The organism is Dickeya sp. NCPPB 3274 (assembly GCF_000406205.1).
Taxonomy (GTDB): domain Bacteria; phylum Pseudomonadota; class Gammaproteobacteria; order Enterobacterales; family Enterobacteriaceae; genus Dickeya; species Dickeya fangzhongdai.
Map to the genome: position 1 here is coordinate 133221 of NZ_CM001979.1, position 22841 is coordinate 156061.

Here is a 22841-nt window from a genome sequence, read left to right on the forward strand (position 1 = left end):
CTGAGCGACGTATCCTGCAGAGTATAACGCAGGCGTGGCCCCGTCATATAAGTGTAAAAGAGGTCACATAAGCGTAAAAGTGCAGAGACCAAAGTCGTATGGCGGCGCACGCTAATTGGTGCTGAAAGACGCAAGTGTCTTGTTTATACTCAGAATCTCAACAATGTCTGCCGCGTTCGCTTGTCGACGCGACCCGTAAGCGAGCCGATTTCTCCATGCCAGCTTCCACACCGCCTGTGTCTACGCCGCCCAAACCTTCTCCCGGCGGCTTGCGTCTGAACTTGCGCATCATGTCCGTAGTGATGTTTAACTTTGCCAGCTATCTGAATATCGGGTTGCCGCTGGCGGTGTTGCCGGGTTATGTGCATGAACAGCTTGGGTTTAGCGCCTTCTGGGCCGGGCTGGTGATCAGTCTGCAGTATTTTTCTACTCTGCTCAGTCGCCCGCGAGCCGGTCGTCATGCGGATGAGAAAGGGCCGAAGCAGGTGGTGGTGTTTGGGTTGTCCGGCGTGCTGCTGAGCGGCGTATTTTATGCGCTGGCGGCCTGGAATGACGGCTCGCCGGCGCTGGCGTTGGCGCTGTTGTGCGCCGGCCGTCTGGTGCTGGGCATCGGACAGAGCTTTGCCGGCACCGGCGCAACCTTGTGGGGCGTCGGCGTAGTCGGATCGCTGCATATTGGCCGGGTGATTTCGTGGAACGGCGTGGCGACCTACGGCGCGATGGCGATTGGCGCGCCGCTGGGAGTGTGGATTTATCATCTGGGCGGGTTGTGGTTGCTATCCATCGTGATCGTGCTGGTGGCCGGCGCGGCGATTCTGCTGGCGTTGCCCCGTCCGGCGGTGACGGTGACGCCGGGTAAGAAGCTGCCGTTCCGCGAGGTACTCGGCAAGGTCTGGCTGTACGGCGTGATTCTGTCGCTGGCGTCCGCCGGGTTCGGCGTGATCTCGACTTTTATCACCCTGTTTTACGCCAGCCGTCAGTGGGACGGCGCCGCGCTGACCCTGAGTCTGTTCAGCTGCGCCTTTGTCGGCACCCGGCTGTTGTTCCCGAATGTCATTACCCGCTTTGGCGGCCTGCGGGTCGCGCTGGCTTGCTTTCTGGTGGAGGGCGCCGGTCTGCTGCTGGTATGGCTGGCATCGTACCCGCTAATGGCGGAAGCGGGCGCATTTTTCGCCGGCGCCGGATTTTCGTTGGTGTTCCCGGCGCTGGGCGTGGTGGCGGTCAAGGCGGTGTCGGCGCAGAATCAGGGCAGCGCGCTGGCGACTTATACTATCTTTCTTGATTTGTCGTTGGGGGTGGTGGGGCCGGCGGCCGGCGTCATGATGGCCTATACCGATATCGATGCCATTTATCTGGCGGCGGCGGGGCTGGCGCTGGTTGGGCTGTTGCTGACGGTACGGTTGTATCAGCGCGGGATGCGCGACGCGAAAACGGTGTGAGCAAAATCCCGCCGACAGCCGTTGTCGGCGCGGCGGGGATGAAACTGTGCGGGGATCAGTTCAGCTTCAGCGTGCTGATTACCTTACCGGCGTCGGCCTGCGCCTGCTGCAGGTTATCCGCCGGCAGCGTGATTTGCAGCGTCAGCAGTCGATTGTCCGCTTTGGCCAGCACGATGGACGAAAACGCTTTCTGCCCGTTGCTGGTCAGGACGCTGTCCAGTTGCTGAATCTGATGGCCGTTGATCTCGGCGGTTTTGTTACCCAGTACCTGAAGGTTGGCGTCGCGCCCGCGTTGCTGCTCTTCAAGACGTTGACCCAGTGCCGGCAGATCCAGCGGCGTGTCGTCACTCACAATCACGATGATGGCTTTCTGGCCGCTCTGATCCGCATAGACGTGCATGTTGTTGTTCTGATTGCCCAGTTTGCCGCTCTGATCGCTCAGGCCGTCCGGCAGGGTAAAGGTCAGTTTGCCGGAGAGCAGGGACACGTTCTGCGTTGTGGTTTTCTCCGCCGCGGGGCTGGCGGCCGGCGCGTTGGTTTTCTTATCGCTGTTGCCGTCGCAGGCGGCCAGCGTGGCGGCCAGCAGACCAATACCGATATATTTCGCTAAATTTGGCATGGGTATCCTTTCTTTATCACGAACAAAAACAGAAGTGGCGCTATGGCACCTGATTCGGGGCGTAAAAACAAGCGTTTTGTTATCACGGTCCCTGTCTTGCACCCGAATCAGGTAGGGGAAGGCAATTTTTCCGGTTATTCCGAAACCCGGTTTATGAGCGAAAACAGCGTATCAGGCGGTCTGATCCTGGTACGGCGCGTCGCTTCCCGGCTGGCTCAGGCGGCGCAGCAACATGTTAAGCAGTACGCCGTACATCGGCAGGAAGAAAATCAGGTTGATGGCGATCTTGAAGAAATAATCCACCGTAGCGATTTCCATCCAGTGCGTGGCCATGAACGGATCGGTGCTGCGATAGAAAGCGATGAAGAAGAACGCCACCGTATCGCTGAGGTTGCCCAGCACCGCGGAAGCGGCCGGCGCCGCCCACCAGGCTTTGAGCCGACGCAGACGGTTGAAAACGTGCACGTCGAGAATCTGGCCCAACACATAGGCCATCAGGCTGGCGGCGGCGATACGCGCCACCATCGGGTTCACCTGGCTCAGCGCGCCAAACCCCTGCCATTCGCCCTTGTAGAATAGGGACGAAACCAGATACGAAGCGATCAGCGCCGGCACCATCACCGTCAGAATAATGCGGCGCGCCAGCGGGGCGCCGAAGATCCGCACGGTCAGATCGGAAGCCAGGAAGATGAACGGGAAAGTAAAGGCGCCCCAGGTGGTATGAAAGCCGAAAAGCGTAATTGGCAGCTGAACCAGATAGTTGCTGGAGATAATCACCAGGATGTGAAAGAGGGATAGCCAGCACAGCGCTGTCAGCCGCTGTTGTGCGGAAAACTGAAACATAATGTGACCTTTTTTTGGTTATTGGGGTGAGGGAACCCAGACAAATTGCCTCGTTATACCCGTCATACTTCACGTTGCTGCATGACTCGGCTCACCTGCATGGCCTTACCCTTGAGGGGCGCACGCAACTCGACTTATTTGGGGTATATGCGTCTTTTTAACGCTAACGTGTCGGCATCATACCGCGTTGTTGCGGCTTTGCAATCGTTAGGCGATGCCTCAATTATGCGTGTTATTAGCGTTGGCTCAACTGACCGCGATCAAGGCGGAGAGCGGCGCGTATCGTGGACCGATAGACCCGTCATACTTCAAGTTGCAGGTGTGTCGGCTGCAAACCGCGCGGCTTGCCCCCCCTTGCGGGAAGCGTAAACTAAGCCGCAATTTGTTCGACAATCGTAATGAGACGCTGAATGACCGATATTTTCGCCAATCCGGACCGCACTCTGGATGCTCAGGGGCTACGCTGTCCGGAACCGGTAATGATGGTGCGCAAGACGGTGCGCCAGATGGAGGCGGGGCAAACCCTGCTGATTATCGCCGATGATCCGGCAACCACCCGCGATATCCCCGGCTTTTGCCGTTATATGGAACATGAGTTGCTGGCGCAGGTGACCGAGCAATTGCCTTATCGTTACCTGCTGCGCAAAGGCGCGTGACCGCCGGCTGACGGCCCTCCGGCGAATCCGGAAGGCCAGCGTCGCTAGACGTAAAGCGAGCGTACTATCAGGAAGTGGCCGCCAAAGTAGCAGATGGCGACCAGCGCCTGATGGGCGCGGAAGTTCACGCGGAAGTGGTTCACCAGCCAGATGGCGTGACCGGCAAATAACAGCAGCGTACCCACCAGCAGCGAGAAGTTGGATTCGTTGCCCAGCGCGAAGTAGTGCTCCCCCGCCACCCACGCCATGAAAGCGGTCATCAACACCAGCGCGGTGACCGTCAGGCGCTCGGCTTCCAGCCGCGACCACAGTAACGCCAGTAACAGCGCCGACAGGATAATCAGCGTCAGCGGCAGCGGCCAGAAAATCCCCAGCGATGGCCGGGAGGCGAAAAAGCTGATGGTGTAAAGCAGGTGCGACGCCAGATAGGCCGACAGCGCGAACCGCAGTTTATCGCCGGAGAGCTGCATCAGCGCGTCGCCGACCAGCGTCGCGGCCAGCCCCAGCACCACCAGATAACCGGGGATGCCGAGCATCGGCGTTTGCCAGACCATCAGCATCATCAACAGCAGGGTGACGGGTTTAAACAGCCAACGCTGCCAGGCCGGACCACGGTAACTGGCATCGACATACAGCCAGCCGGAAAAAAATACGGCAATAAAAGACCAGAGCATACAGTGTCCTTAAACGTGGTGAATCGGGTGGAACTCCGCCATGCGGCGCAAGTCGGCGCACCGTCTTTTCTTGCTGACGTACCCGGCAATGTTTGTTATCCCAGCGGGCGCAGCCAGCCTAAGTATAGTAGGCGGATCCTGCGCGGATTCGTTCCGACAGCGTGTCTCCGCCCGCGCGGGGCTGCGGGTCGCCGGGCTTCATGTTATGTTAGCGGCCAGTTTTTATGACGGAATAATGATACCCGGCGGTCTGTCGGAGGAGACGAACCTTTAATGAGCAATGAACCCGTACTTTACCGCATTCAGTTCATGAATAACGGCAAGAACTATCAGCTGTATGTGCGCGAGCTGGTGCAGAGCAATCTGTTCGGATTTATTGAAATCGCCGACTTTGTTTTCGACAACCCCTCCGCCGTGCTGGTTGACCCGACCACGGAAAAACTGAAAACGGAGTTTGCCGGCGTCGATCGCAGCTATATTCCACTGCAGGCGGTCATTCGTATTGACGCCGTGACCGGGCGTGAGCGCGATAGCGCGCGTATTTCGGAACTGGGCGACAACGTTACCCATTTCCCTTCTCTGCCAGGTAAGAAACCCTGACCTGTCCGGCGGCGCTTTGCGGTATCGCGTCGCCGTTTCCCCGGATTGCGAGTCTGCCGGTCAACGCCGTTTGCGCGGTGGCGTCGGCTGTTTGCGCTGCCAGTCCAGCAATTCAAATACCCCGAACAGGAAGATGCGTAATTGCAGCAGCCCGCTGAGCGGCGGCGCGTCTTTGGGCTGGCTCGCTTTCAGCAGCAGGAACTGCACGCCGTGCATCAGCAGCATGAATCCCATTGCCAGGATCATGAAAATATTCAGCGGGCGGGGAAAAGGGTGAATGAGGTTCAGAACCAAAAATCCCCATACGCCCAACATCAGTAGCCGGCCAAGGTTAATCCAGATGCTCATCGTTGCCTCCTGGGGTCGCGTCGGATACGTGACGGATATAAAGACGGTAGGAAACCTGCCCCGCGGTTTTTTCCCGATGCAGCGTCCAGGTGGACGGGATGGCTAGCGTACGGTTTTCCGCTTCAGTTTCAATATAGATCCAGGCTTCTTCTGCCAGCCAGTCGCCGGCTTCCAGCAACCGCAGCGTATCGTCCAACAGACCGCGGCGAAACGGCGGGTCGAGAAACACCACGTCGTAAGGCTGCGCCGGAGCCGGTTTAGCCAGCCATTGCAGAGTATCGGCATTCACCACCTCGACGTTGTCGGCGCGCAGCAGCGACAGGTTCTGCGTCAGTTGACGCGCCACATTGCGTTCGGCTTCCAGCAACGTGGCGTGAGCGGCATAACGCGACAGCGCTTCCAGCCCCAGCGCGCCGCTGCCGGCGAAACAGTCCAGGCAGCGTGATTGCTGAATCACCGGCGCCAGCCAGTTGAACAAGGTTTCGCGTACGCGGTCGGTGGTGGGGCGCAAACCGGGGCTGTCCGGCACGGGGAGTTTTCTGCCGCGCCACTGACCGCCAATGATGCGGATTTGACCGGGTGCGGATGTCGCTTGATGTTTTGCCATAGCCTGTATTTTGCTGAAATGAGGTACCGGCGGCGGCCCGCCGGATTTGATGAGGCGTTATTCTAACGGCGCCGGCCGGTGTAGCAAATGTAAAGATGCAGTTAATGGGAGACGGCGCGGAAAAATCCCGCAAATCAGTGGATATAGCCTGGGTTTGACACACCTGGTTACGGAGATTGTCGCTCTCCCCGGTGGTCCGGCGCGTGTTGCTGGCGGCGGGAAAGTGTTAAACTCGTTGTTTTATTGACTTCTATTGGTTATTGATTAGCCGCACTGGGTGGCAGGAGCGCAATTACACGATGGCGAAAGAGAAAAAGCGCGGATTTTTTTCCTGGCTGGGGTTAGGTCGTCAGGACGAGGATAAAACCGAACAACCGCAACCGGCACCGGAAGCGCCGCCGGCCGATGACGCAACGCCCGCCGCCCCTGAATCGGCGCAGCACACGAGCGATGAAGCACCGGAGCAGCAGGCGCTGAACAATATGTTGGCTGAAACCGCGCTGGATGAAACTGCGTTGGATGAAACCGGGGAGACGTCGTCGCCAGAATCGCAACCGACTGAGGCTGCGGTAGAGGTACCACCGACGCTGGTCGAACAGCCGGAAACGCTAGCGCAGACGACCGCGCCTGTCGCTGAACCGCAGACAGACGCGGAAGCGGAAGACGATGTTGAGTCCGAGCACGAAACGGTGATTGCTCCGGCTGCGCCGGTGGTGTCGCAGGAACAGGAACGCCCGACCAAAGAGGGCTTTTTCGCCCGTCTGAAGCGTAGTCTGGTGAAAACCCGCCAGAATCTGGGGTCCGGATTTGTCGGGCTGTTTCGCGGCAAGAAAATTGACGACGATCTGTTTGACGAGCTGGAAGAGCAACTGCTGATTGCCGACGTCGGGGTGGAAACCACCCGTAAAATTATCGATCGGCTGACCGAACATGCCAGCCGTAAGCAACTGAAAGACGCCGAAGCGTTGATCGCGTTGCTGAAAACGGAAATGAGCGACATTTTGGCGAAAGTAGATGCGCCGCTGGAGATCGACAGCAAGACGCCGTTCGTCATTTTGATGGTGGGCGTCAACGGCGTGGGTAAAACCACCACCATCGGCAAGCTGGCGCGGCAGTATCAGGCGCAGGGCAAGTCGGTGATGCTGGCCGCGGGCGATACTTTCCGCGCGGCGGCGGTGGAGCAGTTGCAGGTGTGGGGTCAGCGCAATAATGTGCCGGTGGTGGCGCAGCATACCGGTGCGGACTCCGCCTCGGTGATCTTCGATGCGCTGCAGGCCGCCAAGGCGCGCGGCGTCGACGTGCTGATCGCCGATACCGCCGGGCGTTTGCAGAACAAATCGCACCTGATGGAAGAGTTGAAGAAGATCGTGCGCGTTATGAAGAAGCTGGATGAAAACGCGCCGCACGAAGTGATGCTGACGCTGGACGCCAGCACCGGTCAGAACGCCGTCAGTCAGGCCAAACTGTTCAACGAGGCGGTCGGACTGAACGGCATCACGCTGACCAAACTGGACGGCACCGCCAAGGGCGGGGTGATCTTCGCCATCGCCGACCAGTTTGGCATTCCCATCCGTTACATCGGGGTGGGGGAAAGTATCGATGACTTAAGGCCGTTCAAGGCGGATGATTTTATTGAAGCCCTGTTTGCCCGTGAGGATTAAAACGGATGATTCGGTTTGAGCAGGTCAGTAAGGCGTATCTCGGCGGCCGTCAGGCGTTGCAAGGGGTGGATTTTCATATCCGCCCGGCCGAGATGGTATTTCTGACCGGTCACTCTGGCGCGGGGAAAAGTACCCTGCTGAAACTGATTTGCGGGATTGAGCGCCCAAGCGCGGGCCACATCCTGTTCGGCGGTCACGATATCAGCCGCCTGAGGAAAAGCGAGGTGCCGTTTCTGCGTCGGCAGATCGGCATGATCTTTCAGGATCACCATTTGTTGATGGATCGCACGGTGTATGAAAACGTCGCCATGCCGCTCGTTATCGCCGGCGCCAGTGCCGAAGATATCCGCCGCCGGGTGTCGGCGGCGCTGGATAAAGTCGGGCTGCTCGACAAGGCGCGCAGCTATCCGATTCAGCTCTCCGGCGGTGAACAGCAGCGCGTGGGTATCGCCCGCGCGGTGGTGAACAAACCGGCCGTGCTGCTGGCGGACGAACCGACCGGCAACCTGGATGATGCGCTGTCCGAAGGCATTCTGCGCTTGTTTGAAGAGTTTAACCGCGTGGGCGTCACGGTGTTGATGGCCACGCACGATACCGGGCTTATCGCCCGCCGCCATTACCGGGTGCTGACATTGTCGCAAGGGCACATGCTGGGAGGCCACGATGGCGAATAATACCCGCGCGCAGCGAGCCGGAAGCAAAACCCGTTCTCTGCAAGGCGGCTGGCAGGAACAGTGGCGTTATGCCTGGGCCAATACGCTGCGCGATATGCTGCGCCAACCGCTGGCGACATTATTGACCATCATGGTGATCGCCATTTCGCTAACGCTGCCCAGCATCTGTTATCTGGTGTGGAAAAACGTCAGCCAGGCGGCGTCGCAGTGGTACCCCACGCCGCAGCTGACGGTGTATCTGGACAAGTCGCTGGACGACAACGCCGCCGAAGCAGTGATTGGCAAGATCAAGGCGGAAGAAGGCGTAGACAAGGTTAATTATCTGTCCCGCAACGAGGCGATGGGCGAGTTCCGCAACTGGTCCGGTTTTGGCGGCGCGCTGGATATGCTGGAGGAGAATCCGCTGCCGGCGGTGGCGGTCGTCTCGCCTAAACTGAGTTTTCAGGATAACCAGACGCTCAACACCCTGCGCGATCGCATCGCCGCCGTTCAGGGTGTGGCCGAGGTCCGCATGGACGACAGCTGGTTCTCCCGTCTGGTAGCGTTGACCGGGCTGGTGGGCCAGATAGCGGCTACCATCGGGATTCTGATGGTGGCGGCGGTATTTTTGGTGATCGGCAACAGCGTGCGGCTGAGCATTTTCAGCCGCCGCGAAACCATCAATGTGATGAAGCTGATCGGCGCCACCGACGGTTTCATCCTGCGGCCGTTCCTGCATGGCGGCGCGCTGCTGGGGTTCTGCGGCGCTATCTTGTCGCTGATTCTGTCGCAGGCGCTGGTGTGGAAACTGTCGAACGCGGTGACGCAGGTGGCGGCGGTATTCGGCACCACCTTCACGGTGCGTGGGCTGGGCTGGGATGAGACGTTACTGTTGATTCTGATCGCGGTGATGATTGGCTGGCTGGCCGCCTGGCTGGCGACGGTACAACATTTACGCCGTTTTACACCGGAATAATCTGTATTGACGCCCGGCGTGGGCGTTTTCTGGTATACTCTTCCCTCGTGATAGCGGCGAGCAGCGAGGGAAGCGTATTGCCAGCGTCTTCGATGCGCACCTTCCTTCATCACTCGCCAGCCTGCACCCTACGACGACCATCTTGACAGGTAAAATAAGAGGGTCAAAAAGTGGAACTTGTGCAGTCAATCACACTCTAACCAGAGTTAATTCAGAAATAGCGTTAATCCGGTTTTTGAGCATAGTAATTCTGTTTTTAGGCACAGAAAGTGCAGCAAAGATCGGTATGCTGTTCGATGATGCGCAACGATATGAACGATCTATGAGAGGGGTGGAATGACCAAAGATATGCAAACTTTCGCCTTAGTTCCCCAGGGCAGTCTGGAAGGGTACATCCGTGCCGCCAATGCCTATCCGATGCTGACGGCGGAGGAAGAGCGGGCGCTGGCTGAACGGCTGCATTATCACGGGGATCTGGACGCCGCCAAGCAGCTGATTCTTTCACACCTGCGTTTCGTTATTCATGTTGCCCGTAACTATTCAGGGTACGGCCTGCCGCAGGCGGACCTGATTCAGGAAGGCAACATCGGCTTGATGAAAGCGGTGCGCCGCTTCAACCCGGATGTAGGCGTACGCCTGGTGTCGTTCGCCGTGCATTGGATCAAGGCCGAAATTCACGAATACGTGCTGCGTAACTGGCGTATCGTCAAGGTGGCGACCACCAAGGCGCAGCGCAAGCTGTTCTTCAACCTGCGTAAGACCAAGCAGCGTCTGGGCTGGTTTAATCAGGACGAAGTGGAACTGGTGGCGCGCGAACTGGGTGTGACCAGCAAGGATGTCCGTGAAATGGAATCCCGCATGGCCGCGCAGGACATGACGTTTGATCCGTCGCCGGAAGACGACGCGCAGCCGGGCCAGCCGATGGCGCCGATGCTGTACCTGCAGGACAAATCTTCCGACTTTGCCGATGGCATTGAAGAGGACAACTGGGAAACCCATGCGGCGGACAAGTTGGCCTATGCGCTGGAAGGGTTGGACGAACGCAGCCAGCACATTATCCGCGCCCGCTGGCTGGATGACGACAATAAGTCCACGTTGCAGGAACTGGCTGATCATTACGGCGTGTCCGCCGAGCGTGTACGTCAGTTGGAAAAGAATGCCATGAAGAAATTGCGGGCGGCCATTGAGGCGTAACGCAGGTCGCAGCTAACGCATTATTCATCGTAAACGACCGGGACAGCCGCAAGCCGCCCGGTCGTTTTGTTTTATCACCCGAAGTTTTTTTATCGCCGTCTGTCCTACGGGCGCCACTGCTTTTCCTGCTATTTATTTCTCTTCCTGATTAACGACATATTCCCAGCCGCCGGACACCGGATAGAAGCCGCAGGACTGCATGAATGTGTCCATCACCGCTTCGCTGACCAGCGCATGGTCGGCGGCGTCGAGCCACCATTCCTTAACGTCAGGGCAGGCGCGCAGCACTTCTTCCACCAGATACTTACCGACGCCATGCCGCCGGGTGGAGGTTCTGACCTGCAGGTCGGTCAGTTCCGCGCTGTCGCTGTTATTGTCGATTTCGACGATGACGCCCGCCAGCAGATGGCCGTTAAAACGGGCGGCAAACAGACGATGCTCATGGTTCAGGTCGCGCTCCAGCGCGTCGAAATTCTGGTGTGGCCAGATATGGGCCAAATCATGCCTGTCCTGCTCGCTGATTTTTGTGAGGCGTTCAACCGAGAGTCTCATACGCGGGTGCTCCTGTTAATTCTTAAGAATATTGTAGCGAACCTGTAGAAAAAGGGTTGTGTAACTTTTTCTGTACGGTTATCAGGGAAAAAGGTTTCTCTGCCATTAATTTTTCGAGTAATCAATTATCTCTCAGTGGTAAAACCAGCATAACTGACTATTTTAGAAACAAAATACGGATTTTAAGAGTGGTATTTTATGCTGTTTACACCGTGTTTTACTGAGAATCCCAGTTGATTTACAGCATAAAACTCCTGTTTAATATCATGAATAATAAAGTCTTATTACAAACTATTGCTTATAATAGAGCCTAACTCGTTATTACTTATGAAAAAGTGCGAGTAATAGCGGTTGATGACAATAATTATAGCAATATCCAAAAATGACAGATGGGGTAAAACGGATGAAATTAAGCAAAGGTAACGCGCTGCTGATGGGATGCTTGGCAGCGGCGATGAGCCATGCGGTGAACGCTGCGGATATCAAGGTCGCGATCGTCGGAGCCATGTCCGGTCCGGTAGCGCAGTACGGCGATATGGAGTTTACCGGCGCCCGTCAGGCGATTGCCGATATCAATGCCAAAGGCGGAGTCAACGGCAACAAACTGGTGGGTGTGGAATATGATGACGCCTGCGACCCGAAACAGGCGGTTGCCGTCGCCAACAAGGTGATCAACGACGGTATCCACTACGTGATCGGTCATCTGTGCTCGTCGTCCACGCAGCCGGCATCCGACATTTACGAGGATGAAGGCGTAATCATGATTACGCCGGCGGCCACTGCGCCTGACCTGACTACCCGTGGCTACAAGCTGGTTCTGCGCACTACCGGTCTGGATTCCGACCAGGGCCCGACTGCGGCGAAATACATTCTGGAACACGTGAAACCGCAGCGTATCGCCGTGGTGCACGACAAACAGCAGTACGGCGAAGGCCTGGCTCGCGCCGTGCAGGACAGCCTGAAAAAATCCAACGCCAACGTGGTGCTGTTTGAAGGGGTGACCGCCGGGGATAAAGACTTCTCCACGCTGGTGGCGCGCCTGAAGAAAGAGAACGTCGATTTCGTTTATTTCGGCGGCTACTACCCGGAAATGGGGCAGATTCTGCGTCAGGCGCGCGCTGCCGGCCTGACCACCAAGTTCATGGGACCGGAAGGCGTGGGTAACTCGTCGCTGTCCAACATTGCGGGCGCGGCGTCCGAAGGCATGCTGGTGACGCTGCCGAAGCGTTATGACCAGGTGCCGGCCAACCAGCCGATCGTCGACGCGCTGAAAGCCAAGAAACTGGACCCGACCGGCCCGTTCGTGTGGACCACTTATGCCGCGCTGCAGTCGCTGACCACCGCGATGCAACGTACCAGCAGCACCGAGCCGGCCAAGCTGGCGGCCGACCTGAAAGCCAAGTCCGTGGACACGGTGATGGGCCCGCTGAGCTGGGATGAAAAAGGCGACCTGAAAGGGTTTGAATTTGGCGTATTCGAGTGGCACGCAGACGGTACTTCCTCTCCCGTGAAGTAATTGACCGAATCCGTAATACTCCCAATACCGATGCCCCCTCAGCCGTCAGGCTGCGGGGGCAATGTCTAAGGTTAAGGTATGTCCGAGCAGTTCCTCTATTTCCTTCAGCAGATGTTCAACGGCGTGACGTTGGGCAGCACCTATGCGCTGATCGCCATTGGCTACACCATGGTTTACGGCATTATCGGCATGATTAACTTCGCCCACGGCGAGGTCTACATGATCGGTAGTTATGTTTCTTTTATCGTGATTGCCGCCCTGATGATGATGGGCATCGACGCCGGCTGGTTGCTGATCGGCGTCGCGTTCATCGCGGCGGTGGTGATCTCCAGCGCCTACGGCTGGAGCATCGAGCGTGTGGCCTATAAGCCGGTGCGCAATTCCAAACGGCTGATCGCGCTGATTTCCGCCATCGGCATGTCGATTTTCCTGCAGAACTACGTCAGTCTGACGCAAGGGTCGCGCGATGTGGCGCTGCCGAGCCTGATCCACGGCCAGTGGGTGCTGGGCGAAAGCAACGGTTTTGCCGCTACGCTTTCCTCCATGCAGCTCACCATCTGGATTGTCACCTTCCTGGCGATGCTGGCGCTGACGCTGTTTATCCGTTACTCCCGCATGGGGCGCGCCTGCCGCGCCTGCGCGGAAGACCTGAAAATGGCGAGCCTGCTGGGCATCAGCACCGACCGCGTGATTTCTTTGACCTTCGTCATCGGCGCCGTGATGGCGGCGGTGGCCGGGGTGTTGCTGGGCCAATTCTATGGCGTGATTAATCCCTATATCGGCTTCATGGCCGGGATGAAAGCGTTTACCGCCGCAGTGCTGGGTGGTATCGGCAGTATTCCGGGAGCGATGATCGGCGGTCTGGTGCTGGGTATCGCCGAAGCGCTGACCTCCGCTTACCTCAGCACCGAATACAAGGACGTGGTGTCCTTCGCGCTGCTGATTGTGGTGCTGCTGGTCATGCCGACCGGGATTCTTGGCCGTCCGGAGGTGGAGAAGGTATGAAACTGCACACGCTGGTTAATGCCGTTGTATCGGCGCTGGTGCTGCTGGTACTGGCCACGTTCGTGATGGGAATGCAACTGAGTCTGGATGGGACTCAACTGGTGGTGCACGGCGCGGAAAAAGTGCGTTGGTACTGGATCGGCGCCGCCTGCGCGCTGGTGTTCCTGTTTCAACTGCTGCGGCCTGCGCTGGCTCAGGGGGCGAAGAAAGTGTCCGGCCCCGGTTTTGTGCTGCCGAGCTTTGACGGCAGTACGCCGCGGCAGAAACTGCTGGCGCTGGCGCTGATCATCGCCGCGGTTGCCTGGCCGTTTGTGGTATCGCGCGGCACGGTGGATATCGCCACGCTGACCATGATTTACATCATTCTGGGCCTCGGCCTGAACGTGGTGGTGGGGTTGTCCGGTCTGCTGGTGCTGGGGTACGGCGGTTTCTACGCTATCGGCGCCTACACCTACGCGCTGTTGAGTCACTACTACGGTCTTGGCTTCTGGCAGTGCCTGCCGCTGGCGGGGCTGACGGCGGCGCTGTCCGGTTTCCTGCTGGGGTTCCCGGTGCTGCGGCTGCGCGGCGACTATCTGGCGATCGTCACGCTGGGATTTGGCGAGATTGTACGTATCCTGCTGCTCAACAATACCGGTTTCACCGGCGGGCCGAACGGCATCAGCCAGATTCCGAAGCCGACCTTCTTCGGTCTGGAGTTCAGCCGTTCGCCGCGCGAAGGCGGTTGGGATACCTTCCATCACTTCTTTGGCCTGACCTACGACCCCAGCGATCGCATCATCTTCCTGTACATGGTGGCGCTGCTGCTGGTATTGCTGACGCTGTTTATCATCAACCGTCTGCTGCGTATGCCGCTGGGTCGCGCCTGGGAAGCGCTGCGTGAAGATGAAATCGCCTGCCGTTCGCTGGGCCTGAGCCCGACCAAAATCAAGCTGACCGCGTTTACCATCAGCGCGGCGTTCGCCGGTTTCGCCGGGACGCTGTTCGCCGCCCGTCAGGGGTTCGTCAGCCCGGAATCCTTCACCTTCGTCGAGTCGGCCTTCGTGCTGGCGATCGTGGTGCTGGGCGGAATGGGGTCGCAGTTTGCGGTGATTCTGGCCGCCATTCTGCTGGTGGTGTCTCGTGAGCTGATGCGTGACCTGAACGAATACAGCATGCTGCTGCTGGGCGCCCTGATGGTGCTGATGATGATTTGGCGCCCGCAAGGGCTGTTGCCGATGAAACGCCCGCAGATGAAGTTGCAGATTGAGAAGAAGGAAGAGCAGGCATGAGTACGCAGCCATTATTGTCGGTCCGGGGCCTGATGATGCGCTTCGGCGGCCTGCTGGCGGTCAACAACGTCGAGCTGGATTTGCATCAGGGCGAGGTCGTGTCGCTGATCGGCCCCAACGGCGCCGGTAAAACCACGGTGTTTAACTGCCTGACCGGTTTCTACCGCCCCACCGGCGGCACCATTTTGTTGCGTGACCAGCATCTGGAAGGCTTGCCGGGCCAGCAGATTGCCCGCATGGGCGTGGTGCGCACCTTCCAGCACGTGCGTCTGTTCCGTGAAATGACGGTGATTGAAAACCTGCTGGTGGCGCAGCATCAGCACCTCAAGAGCGGCGTGTTCGCCGGTCTGCTGAAGACACCGGCGTTTCGCCGCGCCGAAGCCGACGCCCAGCAGCGCGCGGCCGTTTGGCTGGAGCGGGTGGGTTTGCTCGATCTGGCGAACCGTCAGGCGGGGAACCTGGCTTACGGTCAGCAGCGTCGGCTGGAGATCGCCCGCTGTATGGTGACCCGTCCGGAATTGCTGATGCTGGATGAACCGGCCGCCGGCCTGAACCCGAAAGAGACGGAAGAGCTCAACGAGTTGATTATCGACCTGCGCGGCAACCATCAGGTTTCTGTCTTGCTGATCGAGCACGACATGAAGCTGGTGATGGGCATTTCCGACCGGATTTACGTGGTGAATCAGGGGACGCCGCTGGCGAATGGCACCCCGGCTGAAATTCGTAACAACCCGGATGTTATCCGTGCGTATCTGGGTGAAGGATAAAACGTATGTTGTCATTGAATCAGGTTTCTGCGCACTACGGCAAAATTCAGGCGCTGCATCAGGTGAGCCTGCATATCAATCAGGGCGAGATCGTGACGCTGATTGGCGCCAACGGCGCGGGCAAAACCACCCTGCTGGGAACGCTGTGCGGCGAGCCGCGCGCCTCGGAAGGGTCGATCGTTTTCGACGGCAAGGACATTACCGACTGGCAGACGGCGCGCATCATGCGCGAAGCTATCGCTATTGTGCCGGAAGGCCGCCGGGTATTCTCCCGCATGACGGTGGAAGAGAATCTGGCGATGGGTGGGTTTTTCGCCAGCCGCGAACAGTATCAGCAGCGCATTGCGCGCGTGTACGACCTGTTCCCGCGGCTGTATGAACGTCGCGTGCAGCGCGCCGGCACCATGTCCGGCGGCGAGCAGCAGATGCTGGCTATCGGCCGCGCGCTGATGAGCCAGCCGCGTTTGCTGCTGCTGGACGAACCGTCGTTGGGGCTGGCGCCGATCATCATTTTGCAGATTTTCGACACCATCCAGCAGTTGCGCGAAGAAGGCATGACCATCTTTCTGGTGGAACAAAACGCCAATCAGGCGCTGCGTCTGGCGGATCGCGGCTACGTGCTGGAGAACGGCCGCGTGGTGCTGGAAGACACCGGCGATGCTTTGTTAGCTAACGAAGCCGTGCGTTCTGCCTACCTTGGCGGTTAAACTGCTTATGTGCGACACCTTTATCGGGCCGGATTCCTCCGGCCCGTTGTTCTATCATAACTTTTTCAAAAAATAAGTGAGACTCAACATGTCAACGGATGGGTTACTGGCGCAGCGTATGGCGCGCCTGAAAAGCTCCGCGATTCGTGAATTGCTCAAACACAGCAAAATGGACGGCGTGATTTCGTTGGCGGGCGGCATTCCTTCTGATGCGTTGTTTGATTTCCAGGGACTGAATGAAGCGACCCAACTGGCGATTACCGAACAGCCGAAATCGGCGTTTCAGTATGGCCTGACCGAAGGCAGCCCGCTGCTGCGCGAGCGTATCGCCGAACTGTGCGCGCTGCGTGGCGTTCGCACGCAGGCGCAGGATATCGTGGTGACGGCAGGTTCTCAGCAGGCGCTGGATCTGGTGATGCGCGCCACCGCCAACCCGCAGGATATCTTTGTGGTAGAGCGCCCGACTTATCTGGCGGCGCTGCAGACGCTGGAACTGGCGGAAGCGCAGGTGATGTCGGTGTCGTCCGACGAAAACGGTATGGTGGTGGACGAACTGGCCGCCCTGCTGGAAACGACGCGCATCAAGGGCGTCTACCTGGTGCCGAATTTCGGCAACCCCAGCGGCGTCACCCTGAGCGACGCGCGTCGCCGTCAACTGGTGGCGCTGGCCGCCCGTCACGATTTCCTGATCGTGGAAGATGACCCGTACGGCGAACTGCGTTTCACTGAAGAACGTCACGCCACCATTTATCAGCTGGCGCAAGAAGCCGGACACGCCGATCGCGTGGTTTATACCTCGTCGTTCTCCAAGATTCTGGCGCCGGGGCTGCGTCTGGGTTGGGCGATTCTGCCCGACTGGCTGCTGCACAAAGTGGCGATCATCAAACAGGCCGCCGATCTGCACGCCAGTTCGCTGTCTCAGACTATCGTGGAATACTATCTGGGGACCGGGCGCCTGCCGGCGCAGATTGACAAGATCCGTGAGGCTTACCGCCGGAAAGGCGAACTGCTGTCCGAGCTGATGACCAGTGAGCTGGGCGATGTGATCAGCTTCAACCAGCCGAAAGGCGGCATGTTCCTGTGGGCGCGTTTCCGTCAGCCGTTCGATACCACCGCCTGGCTGCAGAAAACGCTGGCGCAGGGTGTGGTGTTCGTGCCCGGCGAGTTCTTCTTCGCCGATCGGCCGGACCAGTCAACGCTGCGTCTGTCGTTCGCCACCGCGACCGAAGAGCAGATGCACGAGGCGGTCGCCCGCCTGCGTCGCGCGCTGTAATCGATCGTTGTAATCGAACGTGATAACCGACCGGTGTAACCGATGACGATGATGACCGCTGCCGTCCGGCAGCGGTTATTCAGGCAACGCAGGACGCTGAGCGCGCATGGCTACCGTCGGCAGGCTGCGGCGTCGCGATGCGATTAACCAGTCGGCCAATCCCACCGATCTCTACTTCCACCACATCGCCTTCCCGCATAAACAGCGGCGGCGTGCGCTTTTTCCCGACGCCGCCGGGGGAACCGGTAATGATGACATCGCCGGGCGACAGCGGCGTGAAGCGTGAAATGTATTCGATCAGTTCGGCGACGGAGCGCACCATATTGCCGGTGTGGTCATGCTGTACCCGGTTACCGTTCAGATAGGTGCTGATGCTGAGCTGCTGCGGGTCGCCAATCTCGTCGGCGGTGACCAGCCAGGGGCCGAAACCGCCGGTACGGCGCCAGTTTTTGCCGGAGGTAAACCAGCTGTACTGCATATCCCGTACCGAACCATCCATAAAGCAGCTGTAACCCGCCACGACCTCCAGCGCCTTGTCGCGGCTGACGTTGTCGGCGTGTTTGCCGATGATCACCGCGAGTTCGCCTTCATAGTCGAACTCGTTGGTGGAGGCCGGCTTGAGCAACGGCTGCTGATGGCCGCACAGGGTATCGGCAAAACGGATGAACAGCGTCGGCGCGTCGGTCGTCTGTTCAAATTCGATGCGCTTTTCCATGTAGTTCATGCCGACGCACAGAATTTTCGACGGCCGTTCGATGACCGGCAGAAACGCCACCTCATCGAGATGAAAATCTGCGGTGGCGCCGTATTGCGGCAGGGTCGTCAGCGCATCGGCCCGCAGCAGCGCAGCCAGATCGGTAACGCGGCCGGACAGACGGCGGCCCAAATCGATCAGGCCCCCTTCGTTCACCAGACCGACGCTTTTCGCGCCGGTTTGCGGATTGATAAAACTCGCCAGTTTCATAGATGTGTTCCGTTGCTGAACACCGGGGCGACGCGCCGGGCCGGTAGCTCGTCGCGTGTCGCCCAACCGGTGTGGGACGTTATTTGATAAAGCGAATCTGCTCGTTGATGTCGGCGATCACCGGCACCTTGCGTTCGTTGTAGGTCAGCTTGTTTTTCTCGAACAGGTTATTGCCGTGCGTGTCGATGGAGATGATCAGCGGACCGAATTCTTTTACCCGGTTGACCCACAGGGTTTCCGGCATCCCCAAATCGCGCCATTGCGCGTCTTCGATTTTCTCCACGCAGGTGGCGGCCAGCACCGCGCAACCGCCGGGGAACACCGCGTGTACCGCCTTGAATTGCTGGCAGCCCGCCTCGGTGTTCGGCCCCATGCCCCCTTTGCCGACAATCAGTTTCACGCCGGTCTGCTCAATAAATTCTTTTTCGAATTTTTCCATGCGCATGCTGGTGGTCGGGCCGATGGAGATCATGTCGAAGGTGCCGTCGTCCTTTTCCACCACGATGGGGCCGGCGTGCAGAATAGCGCCGCCGCGCAGGTCAACCGGCAATTCGCGCCCCAGCTCAATCAACCGGCGATGCGCCACATCGCGGCAGGTCACCAGCGTGCCGGTCAGGTAAACCACATCGCCGATATTCAGCTCAGCCAGGTCTTCGTCTTTGATGGGAGTGGTCAGAATCTTTTTCATAATACGGCACCTTCGTGAGACAGGATTTCATAGGACAGATCGGCGGAGAAACGGATGGTGCCGCGGCGATGCGCCCAGCAGCCGGTGGACACCGCGACCCCGATGGTGGAAGGGTGACGGGCGGATGATTCGATGTTGACGCCCATCACCGACGATGCGCCGCCCAGCCCCTGCGGTCCCAGTCCAACCTGATTCAGCCCGTCTTCGAGCAGTTTTTCCATTTTGGCGGCGTCGGCATTCGGGTGTGAGGAGTCGACCGGCCGTAGAATGGCTTTCTTGGATAAGCGGGCGGCGGTTTCCACCGAGGTGGAGACGCCCACGCCCACCAGCAGCGGCGGACAGGCGTTCACGCCGTAGGAGGTGATCACATCAAAGACGAACTGGTTGACGCCTTCGTAGCCCTGCCCCGGCATCAGCACCTTGGCCGCGCCGGGCAGCGAGCAGCCGCCGCCTGCCATGTAAACTTCGATGGTGCAGTGGTCGTCGTCAGGGATGATTTCCCAGTCCAGCCAGGGCACGCGCGAACCGGTATTGGTGCCGGTATTCTTTTCAATGAAGGTTTCCACCGCATTGTGGCGCAGCGGCGCTTTTTTGGTGGCTTCCAGCGTGGCCTGCTGCAACACGTGTTCCAGATCGCCGATAAACGGGAAGCGAGCGCCGACGGTAATAAAATATTGAATGACGCCGGTGTCCTGACAGCACGGGCGGTCCAGCTCATCCGCCCGTTTCTGGTTTTCGAACATAGAGTCGTAGACCACTTTAGCCAGCGGACTATCTTCTTTGGCTCGTAATTCTTCCAGCTTTTTAATGACGTCGGTGGGCAGCCGTTTGCCGACATAGCCGGTAAAACGGGTCATGACATCAATTAATTCCGATATGGATTCAGTACTCACAATAACCTCCAGGTGTAAGAGCCTAATGGGGCAGGCATCTAAAAATGCGTTAATGGCGCAAGTCATCAGGCCATCGACGTTTTCATGACCTTACGTTTACGGCTGACTTCAATGAGCAGCGTTAACAGGGCGGACAATAAAAGCAGCGCCGCAATGGCGTAGAGCGCGAGGGAAAAATCGCCGGTTTTTTCTTTTAACCAGCCGATAATCGCCGGGCCGAAGAAACCGCCCAGATTGCCGATGGAGTTGATGGCGGCCAGTCCCGCCGCGGCGGCCGGGCCGGATAAAAACAGTGACGGAATGCTCCACAATGGCGGTTTGCAGGAATAAATACCGATGCTGGCCAGCACCAGCGCCAGCATGGCGAAACCGAGGGAATGAACGGAGCCGGCCAGCACAAAGCCGAGGCTGGCGAGAATACAGGCGCTGACCACATGCCAGATGCGCTCGCGGGTGGCGTCTGAATGTCTGGCCCAGAAAATCATCGCACTCACGGCAATTGCCGCCGGAATGGCGTTGATAAAGCCAATCTGCAGCGTGCTTAAACCGAAGGATTTAATAAACTGCGGCGACCAGATATTTAACGAATACAAACCGGCGGAGGTGCCGAAATACACCAGCGCCAGCGTTAATACGCGAATATCCGTCAATCCTTTCAGGGTGCTGGTTTTGGTTTCACTGCTTCTGGCGGCCTTTTCCTCTTGCAGCGTTTTCACCAGCCATTGCGTTTCTTCCTCATTCAGCCAGGTATTTTTTTCCGGCTTATCATTCAGATAAAAGAAGGTGAACCCCCCCAGCAGGATGGCGGCGACGGCGTCGAGCAGAAACATGAATTGCCAGCCGGTCATCCCCATCACGCCATGAAAACTCAGAATGGTGCCGGCCAGCGGCGAACCCAGCATGGATGAAATAGGCGCCGCCGCCATAAAAAACGCGATCACCTGAGCGCGGCGTTTGACCGGAAACCAGGTGCTGAGATAAAGAATAATGCCGGAAAAGAACCCCGCTTCCGCCACGCCGAGGAAAAAACGCAGAATATAAAAACCGGTAACGGTTTTTACCGATATCATGCAGGCGGCCACGATTCCCCAGCTAATCATAATGCGCGCCAGCCAGATACGCGGGCCGACTTTTTGCAAAATAATATTGGAGGGAACATCCGTGAAGAAATAACCGATAAAAAACATGCCGGCGCCGATGCCAAATACCGTCGAGGAGAAACCCAAGTCCTGATTCATGGTTAATGCGGCGAAACCGATATTGATACGATCAAAAAAAGCGATGAAATACGCGAACATGACAAAGGGCACTATTCGCCAGGTTATTTTTTTGAGTGCCGCACCTTCAAGGTCTTTTTTCATGATGCATTCCAGATTGATAAAAATAGGGTAATAAAAATGACGCCGAACAAGGCGATAAGGGTCATGGAAATAAGCGAGGTGACTATGCACTGGCGTGGAATGCCGATCATCCATCAGCGTTTATATAAATAATTCGTATAATTCGGTGTGATGCGTGAAGGAGGGGGGAATAGAATGACGTCGATCAATGTTTTACGTATTTTCTGCCTGATGATGACCGTATTTTTACGGTTGATTAAAAATAACATAACAGAATGAGCGTGAATCAATTTCCCATTCTGTGATAAAGATCAGCAATGACGCAAAGAACTATTCCCCAGCGGTTGTACAGAAAAAAAACAGCGTTATTATTTAGAGCCTATCCCAATAGGGCTATTTTACTTGCCATTTTGGCCCTGGGCAGTGCTCGAAATCCTCACGTACTACGTGTACGCTCCGGTTTACTCGCTGCGCTCGCCCGTTGGGCCGGACAAGTATTGTCCGTTCAACATGCGTTGCATGTTGTCTCCGCGCTGTCCGAGTCCAAACTGGCTGCGCCAATTACGCCTCTTGGGATAGGCTCTTATTCAAATATTTCACATAATCGCCTGAGGAAGAGAATGGAGCTTAACCAGCTGCGCTGTTTTATTGCTGTTGCTGAAACCCTGCATTTCGGCCATGCGGCTCAGCGGCTGGATATGCTGCCTTCCGCGCTGGGACGGCATATTCGTTTACTGGAAGAATGCCTGGGCACCCGGCTGTTTATTCGCTCGACGCGTAACGTGGCGCTGACGCCGGACGGGCAAACCCTGCTGGGAGAAAGCCGGAAACTGCTGGCTGACGCCGATGCGCTGGCGACCCGCTTTCGCTGTCAGGGAAGGGTGAACGCCAGCATTCTGCGCATGGGGGCGATCGATAGCGCCGCCATCGGCCTGATTCCGCATCTGCTGCACTTTTTTCGTCAGGCGTATCCCGACGTTAATGTACAGATTCATGAAGATAAAACCTCCCGCCTGTTGCCCAGACTGAAATCCGGTCGTCTGGACCTGATTTTTATCCGCCCTCCGGAGCGTTGGGCGCCCTGGTTAACGACGCGCTTTCTGCTGTATGAAAACGTGGTGCTGGCGATTGCGGAACACCATGAACTGGCGGGGCATCAGGACGTCGGGATTCAGGATCTTGCCGCTCTGCCGTTGATTGTGCCTGACCGGCGCGCGCGGCCGCACAGCCACGATTTGACCATGAACCTGTTTAGCGAAGCGGGGCTGGAACCGAACGTGGTGCAAAAAGCGGATGAAAAACAGACCATTATCAATATGGTTGCGGCGGAGGTCGGCGGTGCGATCATGCCGCGCTGGGTATCCCGCATGTCGGTGCCGAATGTTCGGTTTATTCCCATTCGGCGTCAGGACGCCTCGTCATGCAAAGGATTGCCGCTGGCCGCCGCCTGGATGAGCGCCGGTAGCGACCCCGTGCGCGACAGCATGATTGCGATTCTGGAACGCGAGCTGCCGTCGATTGCCCAGCAGTTCTGATGACGACGCCTTTCGGTTAGCGCACGGCAACCCGTAGTGTCGGTTGCCGTGCGGCAGGTA

General features: G+C 57.9%; 24 protein-coding genes. 14 read left to right on the forward strand and 10 right to left on the reverse strand.

Going from position 1 to position 22841, the window contains the following annotated elements:
* Positions 1-215 precede the first annotated feature (215 nt).
* The gene (locus DXX3274_RS01255) at positions 216-1439 is read left to right on the forward strand and encodes an MFS transporter (RefSeq protein ID WP_042858161.1); all 1224 of its coding nucleotides are present in this window, start codon (positions 216-218) and stop codon (positions 1437-1439) included.
* A 55-nt stretch (positions 1440-1494) separates the two neighbouring features.
* Here the strand turns inward: DXX3274_RS01255 and DXX3274_RS01260 are convergent, their stop codons facing one another.
* The gene (locus DXX3274_RS01260; protein ID WP_042858162.1) at positions 1495-2058 is read right to left on the reverse strand and encodes a DcrB family lipoprotein; all 564 of its coding nucleotides are present in this window, start codon (positions 2056-2058) and stop codon (positions 1495-1497) included.
* A gap of 171 nt (positions 2059-2229) precedes the next feature.
* On the reverse strand, positions 2230-2901 hold the full coding sequence (locus tag DXX3274_RS01265; protein ID WP_042858163.1) for a 7-cyano-7-deazaguanine/7-aminomethyl-7-deazaguanine transporter: 672 nt from the start codon (positions 2899-2901) through the stop codon (positions 2230-2232).
* A gap of 410 nt (positions 2902-3311) precedes the next feature.
* On the opposite strand from DXX3274_RS01265, the gene tusA reads away from it, so the two are divergent.
* Positions 3312-3557 carry a sulfurtransferase TusA gene (tusA, locus tag DXX3274_RS01270; RefSeq protein WP_038664384.1) on the forward strand — a complete coding sequence of 82 codons (246 nt, stop codon included), beginning with the start codon at positions 3312-3314 and terminating at the stop codon, positions 3555-3557.
* A 44-nt stretch (positions 3558-3601) separates the two neighbouring features.
* On the opposite strand, the gene DXX3274_RS01275 is transcribed toward tusA, so the two are convergent.
* Entirely contained in the window at positions 3602-4231 is a 630-nt protein-coding gene (locus tag DXX3274_RS01275; RefSeq protein WP_042858165.1) for a lysoplasmalogenase, read from the reverse strand.
* 273 nt (positions 4232-4504) lie between these two features.
* On the opposite strand from DXX3274_RS01275, the gene DXX3274_RS01285 reads away from it, so the two are divergent.
* A complete protein-coding gene (locus DXX3274_RS01285; protein WP_038664391.1) occupies positions 4505-4831 on the forward strand; it encodes a DUF1820 family protein in 327 nt (108 codons plus the stop codon).
* Between the two features lie 60 nt (positions 4832-4891).
* Here the strand turns inward: DXX3274_RS01285 and DXX3274_RS01290 are convergent, their stop codons facing one another.
* Positions 4892-5173: a DUF1145 family protein gene (locus DXX3274_RS01290; RefSeq protein WP_042861791.1), complete on the reverse strand. Its 282-nt coding sequence runs from the start codon at positions 5171-5173 to the stop codon at positions 4892-4894.
* The gene (gene rsmD / locus DXX3274_RS01295; RefSeq protein ID WP_042858167.1) at positions 5163-5786 is read right to left on the reverse strand and encodes a 16S rRNA (guanine(966)-N(2))-methyltransferase; all 624 of its coding nucleotides are present in this window, start codon (positions 5784-5786) and stop codon (positions 5163-5165) included. Before rsmD ends, DXX3274_RS01290 begins: the two co-directional genes overlap by 11 nt.
* 299 nt (positions 5787-6085) lie before the next feature.
* Here rsmD and ftsY point away from each other — a divergent pair, with 299 nt between their 5' ends.
* The 4 genes from ftsY to rpoH all read left to right on the forward strand — a co-directional run bounded on the left by ftsY (position 6086) and on the right by rpoH (position 10270).
* Entirely contained in the window at positions 6086-7447 is a 1362-nt protein-coding gene (gene ftsY, locus DXX3274_RS01300; RefSeq protein WP_042858169.1) for a signal recognition particle-docking protein FtsY, read from the forward strand.
* 5 nt (positions 7448-7452) lie between these two features.
* Positions 7453-8121 (forward strand): cell division ATP-binding protein FtsE, encoded by a 669-nt coding sequence (gene ftsE / locus DXX3274_RS01305; RefSeq protein ID WP_042858170.1) that lies wholly within the window; start codon positions 7453-7455, stop codon positions 8119-8121.
* Positions 8111-9076 carry a permease-like cell division protein FtsX gene (gene ftsX / locus DXX3274_RS01310; RefSeq protein ID WP_042858171.1) on the forward strand — a complete coding sequence of 322 codons (966 nt, stop codon included), beginning with the start codon at positions 8111-8113 and terminating at the stop codon, positions 9074-9076. The genes ftsE and ftsX overlap by 11 nt, the downstream gene beginning before the upstream one ends.
* A 336-nt stretch (positions 9077-9412) precedes the next feature.
* Positions 9413-10270 carry an RNA polymerase sigma factor RpoH gene (gene rpoH / locus DXX3274_RS01315; protein ID WP_042858172.1) on the forward strand — a complete coding sequence of 286 codons (858 nt, stop codon included), beginning with the start codon at positions 9413-9415 and terminating at the stop codon, positions 10268-10270.
* Between the two features lie 132 nt (positions 10271-10402).
* Here rpoH and panM read toward each other — a convergent pair whose 3' ends face one another.
* Positions 10403-10822, reverse strand: coding sequence for an aspartate 1-decarboxylase autocleavage activator PanM (gene panM / locus DXX3274_RS01320; protein ID WP_038664405.1), 420 nt, complete (start codon positions 10820-10822; stop codon positions 10403-10405).
* Positions 10823-11225: 403 nt separating this feature from the next.
* Here panM and DXX3274_RS01325 point away from each other — a divergent pair, with 403 nt between their 5' ends.
* From DXX3274_RS01325 to DXX3274_RS01350, 6 genes are all read left to right on the forward strand, one after another.
* Complete coding sequence (locus tag DXX3274_RS01325) at positions 11226-12338, forward strand: branched-chain amino acid ABC transporter substrate-binding protein (RefSeq protein WP_042858173.1); 1113 nt, start codon at positions 11226-11228, stop codon at positions 12336-12338.
* Positions 12339-12416: 78 nt separating this feature from the next.
* Complete coding sequence (gene livH / locus DXX3274_RS01330) at positions 12417-13343, forward strand: high-affinity branched-chain amino acid ABC transporter permease LivH (RefSeq protein ID WP_038664411.1); 927 nt, start codon at positions 12417-12419, stop codon at positions 13341-13343.
* Positions 13340-14614 (forward strand): high-affinity branched-chain amino acid ABC transporter permease LivM, encoded by a 1275-nt coding sequence (locus DXX3274_RS01335; RefSeq protein WP_038917443.1) that lies wholly within the window; start codon positions 13340-13342, stop codon positions 14612-14614. The genes livH and DXX3274_RS01335 overlap by 4 nt, the downstream gene beginning before the upstream one ends.
* Positions 14611-15381 (forward strand): high-affinity branched-chain amino acid ABC transporter ATP-binding protein LivG, encoded by a 771-nt coding sequence (gene livG, locus DXX3274_RS01340; protein ID WP_038664417.1) that lies wholly within the window; start codon positions 14611-14613, stop codon positions 15379-15381. The genes DXX3274_RS01335 and livG overlap by 4 nt, the downstream gene beginning before the upstream one ends.
* Before the next feature lie 5 nt (positions 15382-15386).
* Positions 15387-16088: a high-affinity branched-chain amino acid ABC transporter ATP-binding protein LivF gene (gene livF / locus DXX3274_RS01345; protein ID WP_038917444.1), complete on the forward strand. Its 702-nt coding sequence runs from the start codon at positions 15387-15389 to the stop codon at positions 16086-16088.
* Between the two features lie 88 nt (positions 16089-16176).
* Positions 16177-17361 (forward strand): PLP-dependent aminotransferase family protein, encoded by a 1185-nt coding sequence (locus DXX3274_RS01350; RefSeq protein ID WP_042858177.1) that lies wholly within the window; start codon positions 16177-16179, stop codon positions 17359-17361.
* A 79-nt stretch (positions 17362-17440) separates the two neighbouring features.
* Here the strand turns inward: DXX3274_RS01350 and DXX3274_RS01355 are convergent, their stop codons facing one another.
* The 4 genes from DXX3274_RS01355 to DXX3274_RS01370 form a co-directional block, all read right to left on the reverse strand.
* Entirely contained in the window at positions 17441-18325 is an 885-nt protein-coding gene (locus DXX3274_RS01355) for a fumarylacetoacetate hydrolase family protein (protein WP_042858179.1), read from the reverse strand.
* Between the two features lie 79 nt (positions 18326-18404).
* A complete protein-coding gene (gene ttdB / locus DXX3274_RS01360; RefSeq protein ID WP_038664423.1) occupies positions 18405-19013 on the reverse strand; it encodes a L(+)-tartrate dehydratase subunit beta in 609 nt (202 codons plus the stop codon).
* Positions 19010-19870: a L(+)-tartrate dehydratase subunit alpha gene (gene ttdA / locus DXX3274_RS01365; RefSeq protein ID WP_042861792.1), complete on the reverse strand. Its 861-nt coding sequence runs from the start codon at positions 19868-19870 to the stop codon at positions 19010-19012. The genes ttdB and ttdA overlap by 4 nt, the downstream gene beginning before the upstream one ends.
* 101 nt (positions 19871-19971) lie before the next feature.
* A complete protein-coding gene (locus DXX3274_RS01370; RefSeq protein ID WP_042858180.1) occupies positions 19972-21267 on the reverse strand; it encodes an MFS transporter in 1296 nt (431 codons plus the stop codon).
* A 599-nt stretch (positions 21268-21866) separates the two neighbouring features.
* Here DXX3274_RS01370 and DXX3274_RS01375 point away from each other — a divergent pair.
* Complete coding sequence (locus tag DXX3274_RS01375; RefSeq protein ID WP_042858182.1) at positions 21867-22781, forward strand: LysR family transcriptional regulator; 915 nt, start codon at positions 21867-21869, stop codon at positions 22779-22781.
* Positions 22782-22841: the final 60 nt, after the last annotated feature.